Source organism: Longimicrobiaceae bacterium, from assembly GCA_036375715.1.
Taxonomy (GTDB): Bacteria; Gemmatimonadota; Gemmatimonadetes; order Longimicrobiales; family Longimicrobiaceae; genus DASVBS01.
In genome coordinates this window covers 1-6,796 of record DASVBS010000063.1, presented here as the reverse complement: position 1 = coordinate 6,796, position 6,796 = coordinate 1, and the positions used below count along the sequence as shown (strand labels likewise).

At 67.6% G+C, this 6,796-nt stretch carries 4 protein-coding genes; 1 reads left to right on the top strand and 3 read right to left on the bottom strand.

The annotated features are described in order from the left end of the window. Positions 1–1,831 (top strand): glycoside hydrolase family 15 protein (locus tag VF167_13075; protein ID HEX6926346.1); only part of this gene is annotated, 1,831 nt, incomplete at its 5' end. 1 nt (position 1,832) lies between these two features. On the opposite strand, the gene folE is transcribed toward VF167_13075, so the two are convergent. The 3 genes from folE to VF167_13060 form a co-directional block, all read right to left on the bottom strand. Beyond that, on the bottom strand, positions 1,833–2,489 hold the full coding sequence (folE, locus tag VF167_13070) for a GTP cyclohydrolase I FolE (protein HEX6926345.1): 657 nt from the start codon (positions 2,487–2,489) through the stop codon (positions 1,833–1,835). Beyond that, complete coding sequence (locus VF167_13065) at positions 2,486–4,036, bottom strand: FAD-dependent oxidoreductase (GenBank protein HEX6926344.1); 1,551 nt, start codon at positions 4,034–4,036, stop codon at positions 2,486–2,488. The genes folE and VF167_13065 overlap by 4 nt, the downstream gene beginning before the upstream one ends. 281 nt (positions 4,037–4,317) lie before the next feature. Next, positions 4,318–6,796 (bottom strand): BamA/TamA family outer membrane protein (locus tag VF167_13060; GenBank protein ID HEX6926343.1); only part of this gene is annotated, 2,479 nt, incomplete at its 5' end.

Below are 6,796 nucleotides of genomic sequence, written 5' to 3'. Positions count from 1 at the left end.
AAAAGGGGGAACCTTGGCGGACACCTCATATCCACCCATCGAGGCGCACGGAATCATCGGAGACCTGCAGACCGCCGCGTTGGTGGGCATGGATGGGACGATCGATTTCCTCTGTCTGCCGGCCTTCGACTCTCCCTCTGTCTTCGCCGCGCTGCTGGACGTGCGGAAAGGCGGGGCGTTCGAGCTGCGTCCTGCGCTGAACGAAGCCAATCACACGCAGCTCTACCTGCCCGACACCAACGTCCTGCTCACCCGCTTCCTCTCGGCCGACGGTGTGGCGGAGATCACGGACTTCATGCCCGTCCATGCCGATCCACACCCCAGCCGCATCGTGCGGCGGATCAAGATGGTGCGGGGGCAGACCCGGGTCCGGATGCGCTGCGCTCCGCGCTTCGATTACGGGCGGGCGCGGCACAAGGTGGTGAGTCTGGAGCGCGGCGTGGTGTTCGAGAGTGAGGAGGGGACCGTCCTGCGACTCTCGACGCCGGTGGCGCTGGAGATAGACGGGGGCGAAGTGGTTGCGGAGTTCACCCTGAACGCCGGGGAATCCGTCCCCTTCGTGCTGGAGCAGGTTCTTCCGGACGGACCGGTAGTCGGTCTCGACGAGGCCTACATCTCGTCGTCCTTCAAGGACACGGTGAACTACTGGCGGACCTGGATCGGACAGTCCACCTACCGCGGGCGGTGGCTGGACATCGTGCGCCGCTCTGCATTGACCCTCAAGCTGCTCCACTCGCGGTGGACGGGGTCGTTCGTTGCCGCGCCGACCTTCGGCTTGCCGGAAGACGTGGGTGGGGTGCGCAACTGGGACTACCGCTACACCTGGATCCGCGATGCCTCCTTCACCCTGTACGCGCTCATCCGCATGGGACTGGTGGAGGAGACTCGCGATTTCATTCGCTGGCTGGTACAGCGAACCGAGTCGCGCGAAGACCCCGGGGCGCTGCAGATCGTGTACGGCATCGACGGTCGCGCCGATCTGAGCGAGACGACGCTCGATCACTTCGAGGGATACCGCGGCTCACGACCCGTGCGGATCGGAAACGCCGCCTTCGATCAGCTACAGCTCGACATCTACGGTGAGCTGCTCGACTCCCTGTACATGTACGACAAGTACGGTGAGCCGACCCATCACGACCTCTGGGGGAGGATCGAGCAGATCGTGGATTGGGTGTGCGACAACTGGAACCGGCCGGACGAGGGGATCTGGGAGGTGCGCAGCGAGCGCCGTCACTTCCTGATCTCGCGTTTGATGTGCTGGGTCGCCATCGATCGGGGAATACGCCTGGCGGTCAAGCGCTCCTTCCCCGCGGACCTCGTGCGCTGGCGCAACGTGCGCAACGAGATCTACAAGGACATCTGGGAGAACTTCTGGGACCCGGAGGAGCAGGCCTTCGTCGGCCACCTGGGCTCCAAGCGATTGGATGCCGCCTGTCTACTCATGCCGCTGGTGCGCTTCGTATCTCCCACCGACCCCCACTGGCTCTCCACCCTGCAGGCGGTGGAGCGACGACTGGTGGACGATTCGCTGGTGCACCGCTACGAGATCGTGGGGACGGAGGTAGATGGGCTGGCCGGAACGGAGGGGACCTTCTCCATCTGCTCCTTCTGGTACGTGGAGTGTCTCTCCCGGGCGGGAGACATCCAGAAGGCGCGCTTCTACTTCGAGAAGATGCTGGGGTACGCCAACCACGTCGGCCTCTACGCCGAGGAGTTGGGGCCGCGCGGTGAGCACCTGGGGAACTTCCCGCAGGCATTCACCCACCTGGCGCTGATCAGCGCTGCCTACGACCTCGATCGAAGGCTCTCCGGCGCGGGGTGGAAGGCGTAGGTCAACCCCGCGGAAGCGCCAGGCGCAGGAACTCCTCGCGGGTCATGGGGCAGTCGGCGAACACGCCGCGCATCGCGCTGGTGATGGTGCGCGAATTCTGCTTCTCCACGCCCCGCATCATCATGCAGAGGTGACTCGCCTCCACGACGACCCCCACGCCGCGTGGCTGCAGCGCCTCGCAGAGGGCTTCGGCGATCTGATCGGTGAGCCGCTCCTGCACCTGCAGGCGACGAGCGAAGACCTCCACCAGCCGGGCCAGCTTGGAGAGGCCCACGATCTTTCCGTCGGGGATGTAGGCGACGTGCGCCTGCCCGAAGAAGGGGAGCAGGTGATGCTCGCAGAGGGAATAGACCTCGATGCCGCGGACCAGGACCATCGAATCGTGCTGCTCCTCGAAGATCCCGGCGCCGATCGCGTCCAGGGGATGGCGCTCGTAGCCGCGGGTGAGCCAACGAAGCGCGCGGGTCACCCGCTCCGGCGTTCGCGCCAGCCCGGGTCGCTCGGGATCCTCGCCGAGCAGCTCCAGCATGCGATGCACGAGCGAGGCGAGCTCCCGGTCTGGATCCCCGGGCTCCGCCAGGTGTGGCCCGTGTTTGGCCAGATGCAGTTCGGGCTCGAGTGGCTCGGCCCGGGCGGCGGCACCGCAGGTGGCACTCACGCTGCACCCCCGACGGGATAGCCGCCGACGGCGGCCTCCATTCCAGCCTCGACGCGCAGGCTCTCCAGATCCCTACCCATCGTCGCTACGGCCAGCGGGCGACCGTCGCGCAGGTAGCGCACTTCGGCGTCTCCCGCGCTGAGATCCCCCTCGATCTCCACCTCATCCCAGCGCGAGGCGTATCCGACGTAGCGCACTCCGACGCCCCACTGACGCGTCCAGAAGAAGGGCGGATCGATGAACGGTTGACGCCGCCCGAGGATATTGCGGGCGGCCGCCTGGCCCTGACGCTGCGCGGCCACCCAGTGCTCCACCCGGATGCGCTCGCCGCTGCGCGGATCCGGATAACGGGCGATGTCACCGGCCGCAAAGATCCCTCGGGCGCTCGACTCGAGGTACTCGTTCACCAGGACGCCGTCGTCGACCTCTATCCCCGCCTCCTCCGCCAGCTGCGTGAGGGGCCGCACGCCGATGCCCACCAGGACCAGCTCCGCCGGGAGTTGCGTGCCGTCGTCCAGGTAGACCGCCGTCGCGTCGATCCGCTCCACGCCGCGACCGAGGCGGAACTGCACGCCGTTCTTCTGGTGGGTAGCCATCAGCACCCGCCCGATCTCCGGCCCCAGGTTGTGCTCGAAGGGAACCGAGATCGGTGCGACGACGGTGACCTCGAGACCCCGGTTTCGCAGCGAAGCGGCGGCCTCCATGCCGATGAAGCTGGCGCCGACGATCACCACCCGCTTAGCGGATTCCGCGGCGCGGATGATCTCGCGGCAGTCGGTGAGCGAACGGAGCAGGTGCACGTGGGGGAGGTCCGCGCCCGGAACCGTCAGCCGTACCGGCTTCGAGCCTGTGGCGAGCAGCAGCGCCCCGAACGATAGGACGCGGCCGTCCGCCAGCTCGAGCTTGCGGTCGGCGGGATCGATCGCTCGCGCCGCGGTCGAGATCCTCTCGATCCCATGCTCCTGGTAGAAGCCCTCGGGGCGAAGCGGAATCCACTCCTCGGGCGCCTCGCCCGCGAGATAGTCTTTCGAGAGGTTCGGACGATCGTAGGGGGCGTCGCCGTCGGGATCGACCAGCGTGACGGGACCGGTGTACCCTTCGCGCCGCAGCATCTCCGCGGCGGCGCTTCCCGCCGCTCCGGAGCCGACGATCACCACGGACTCCGGGAAGTCCACACGCCTCCCCATGGAATCGAGCGGTGCTGCCTCCTTTCGCCCGACGAGGTGCACGCGGCCGTCTCGCACCTCGGCCTGCCAGCAGGGGACGGGGTTGAGTGCCGGGGCCCCGATCGCCTCGCCGGTGCGGAGAGAAAAGCACGCGTGGTGCCACGGACAGCGCACCGTGTCAGCGACCACCAACCCCTCCGCCAGCGGTCCACCGTAGTGCGTACAGGTCCCACCGATGGCGAACACCTCCGCCCCGCGTCGAACCAGCACCACCGCCTCCTCCCCGACGTGCCCCGCGAAGGGCTTCCCCTCCTCCAGCGTTTCGAGCGGAATCCCTCCCGAGAGGTCGACTCCGCCCGGCCCCGTCTGATCACTACCCATGTCGTCTCTCCCCCTTGTGCCTGAGCCGTGCGTTCCTCGGACAATGACACACGCCCGAGACTTTGTCAACAGATTGGTTGACTTACTGATAAGAATTACGAATTACGGATTACGAATTACGGATTTTGGAACCCCGGAGGGCACGGAGGATGGCGCAGAGGCCGCAGAGGATGAGGACGCCGTATTTCCTCGTGCCGAACTCCTTCGGCTCTCTGCCCATCTCTCTATCCTCGGCCGCTAAAAACACTCAATTCGTAATTCGTAATTCGTAATTATTGCATTTACCAGGGAAAGCCCAGTCGCAGATAGATCCGGTCCGTTTCTCCGCGAGCGTAGGTGACGCTGACCACCTGGCCGGCGGAACGGAACCAGAGGCCGAGGCCCCTGCCGCGGTGCCAGCCGCCGGACGACTCGCCGTCCACATACACGCGGCCGACATCGACGAAGGCGAGGGCACCCAGGTCGCCGCGGACGAACAGTTCGGCGCGGGTGAGCACGGAGCGCAGCTCCGCGCTTCCGTGCAGCAGCGCGTCGCCGGTGAAGCGCTGGTAATGAAAGCCGCGTACCGTTGCGGAGCCACCCAGCGAGACCTGCTCCGGGAGGGGCGCGTCGCCCCAGAGCTGGGCCGCCCCCGCGCGGAGCGCCACCACGGAGCGCGCCGGCAGGGGCAGGTACGCGCCGGCCGTGCCCTGCACCCGGCCAAAGGGCGACGTCAGGTCCCAGGCGCGGGGGAAGAAGCGGGCGTCGAGGACCAGGGAGAACCCGCCGCCCCCCGTCAATACCGTGTCGGGGGCCTCCAGGACCAACTCGCCGGCGAGGCCCGCCTTGCCGAACGCCTCGCCCGCACCGGCGGGAAAGTGCGGTTCGGTGCCCGAGCCCGATCTTGGATCCAGCCGCTCGAAGACCGGACCGATCCCGAGGCTCAACCGCTCGCCGACGGGGTAGCGGAGGCGCGCCTCCACCAGGAGCTGATCCAGCAACAGGACCTCTCCGTCGAGCTCGTCCTCGTCGGGGGAGTCGTTGCCGAAGCCGTGGAAGCGGAAGTCCTCGAGCTGCGACGCGCGCCCGTGGAGCCACACGTCCGGCGCGCTCCCGATCCCCTGGAAGGATGCCTCGGCGTCCACTCCTACGCGACCCGTCTCCGTGCCCCACATCCCCGTTATCCGTGTCCTCCCCGCCTCCGGGTAGCGCCGGAAGCCGTACCAGGTCCAGCCCGGGCCGCCACCGATGAGCAACCCTTGGACGTGCTCCCACCCGGCCCAGGGAGAGAACCAGGAGAACTCCGCCCCCCATTCCCGGGGAGGCAGGATCTCCCCGGGCACCCACAGTGGCGGCTCGAAGGCGGTGAGGTCGGCAATCGCCTCGCTGCCGGTCTCGATCGCGTTCTCCCCTTCGTCGTCGTGGAAGGCGGTACGCATGCTCCGCCCGCGCACCGAGGAGCGGTCCAGCAGCGTGTCGTCACCCGCCCCACCGACCACGCGGACCAACGGCCCACCGTCCGCGGTGCCCTGTACGATGGCCCGATCGTCACCCCCGTACAGGTAGACGCGAATCTCACGGGTCTCAGAGGGGAGATAGGTCCGGTCGAAGAGGGGCGGGAGGTCGACGGAGTCGCTTTCCGCGGTCACGAGAACGCGAACCGAGCCGTCGGGCCGGCGGGCGATCTCGGCGCGCTCGGGGACGTCGGTGGTGTGAACCTCGGCCTCACGAGCCAGCTCGAGGTAGATACGCCGGGCGACCTCGTTCAGTGCGTCACGCCGCGCGCGGAGGATTCGGACGAGCTCCGGCCCGTTCCGCTCCAGGTAAGGCTCCGGCATGCGCTCCACGGCGGCTTCGATTGCCTCGTCTGAGAGGTCGGCCCGCAGCCGCTTTGTGATCTCCTCCCACTCGGGCCACGAGAGCTCCGCGATCAGCCGGTGGTCGAGCTCGACCGCGTTCTGCAGGAGTCCCTGGAGGTTCGATGCGTACCTCTCGCGGAAAGGGGAGGCTTTGGGCACGAGCCCGCTCACCAGGGCGAAGACGAGGCCATCGTAGTCCGCGAACGCATAGTCGCGGTCTTCGGGGATCGGCGTCCAGACGTGCAGCCCTGCGCTGTCGAATCGCGCCCAGCGGTACTGACCCGCGTGGCGGTCCCAGTCCGCCATGAGCACCGACATCAATCGCTCCGCCAGGAGCGTACGAGCGTCGACGCGATTGGTCGGATCCTCGCGCAGAGCGGCAAAGAAATCCGTCTCGTCCACGATCTCCTCGGCGTCCGCAAAGACCGAGGATCCGTCCTCCGATGCGTCGGCGTGGGCCTCGAAGGTACCGAGGAGACCCGCGAATGCCTCGCGGTGCTCGCCGAGGCGCGGATCGTCCGGCATCACCACCAGGCGCGGGGCAGGGTTCAGGATCCCCACGGCGTCGAGCAATCCCGTAGCCACGATCGCCGCGGCGGGGTGGAGAGAGCTCACCTGGTCCTGAATGATCGCCTCGAGGGGAGTGTTCTCCAGATCGCGCCGGGGATCCGGGGTAACCCACTTGTCGACCGAGCGAAAGTTGTATTCGTGCCCATCCATCCCGCGGAGTCGCAGCGCTCGCGTCTGCTGCCCGCCGCCGCGCTCCACGACGGTGAGACCGCCGGCCACCGTATCGAAATCGAGCAGCGGAACCCGGATTGGGGCGGCCCACAGCTCCCGATAGTCGCGGCCGAACAGCAGCTGGCGGAGCTTGCCGGCCTCGTACCGGGTGCTCGCCTGTACTTCCACCGTCCCGCTCGTC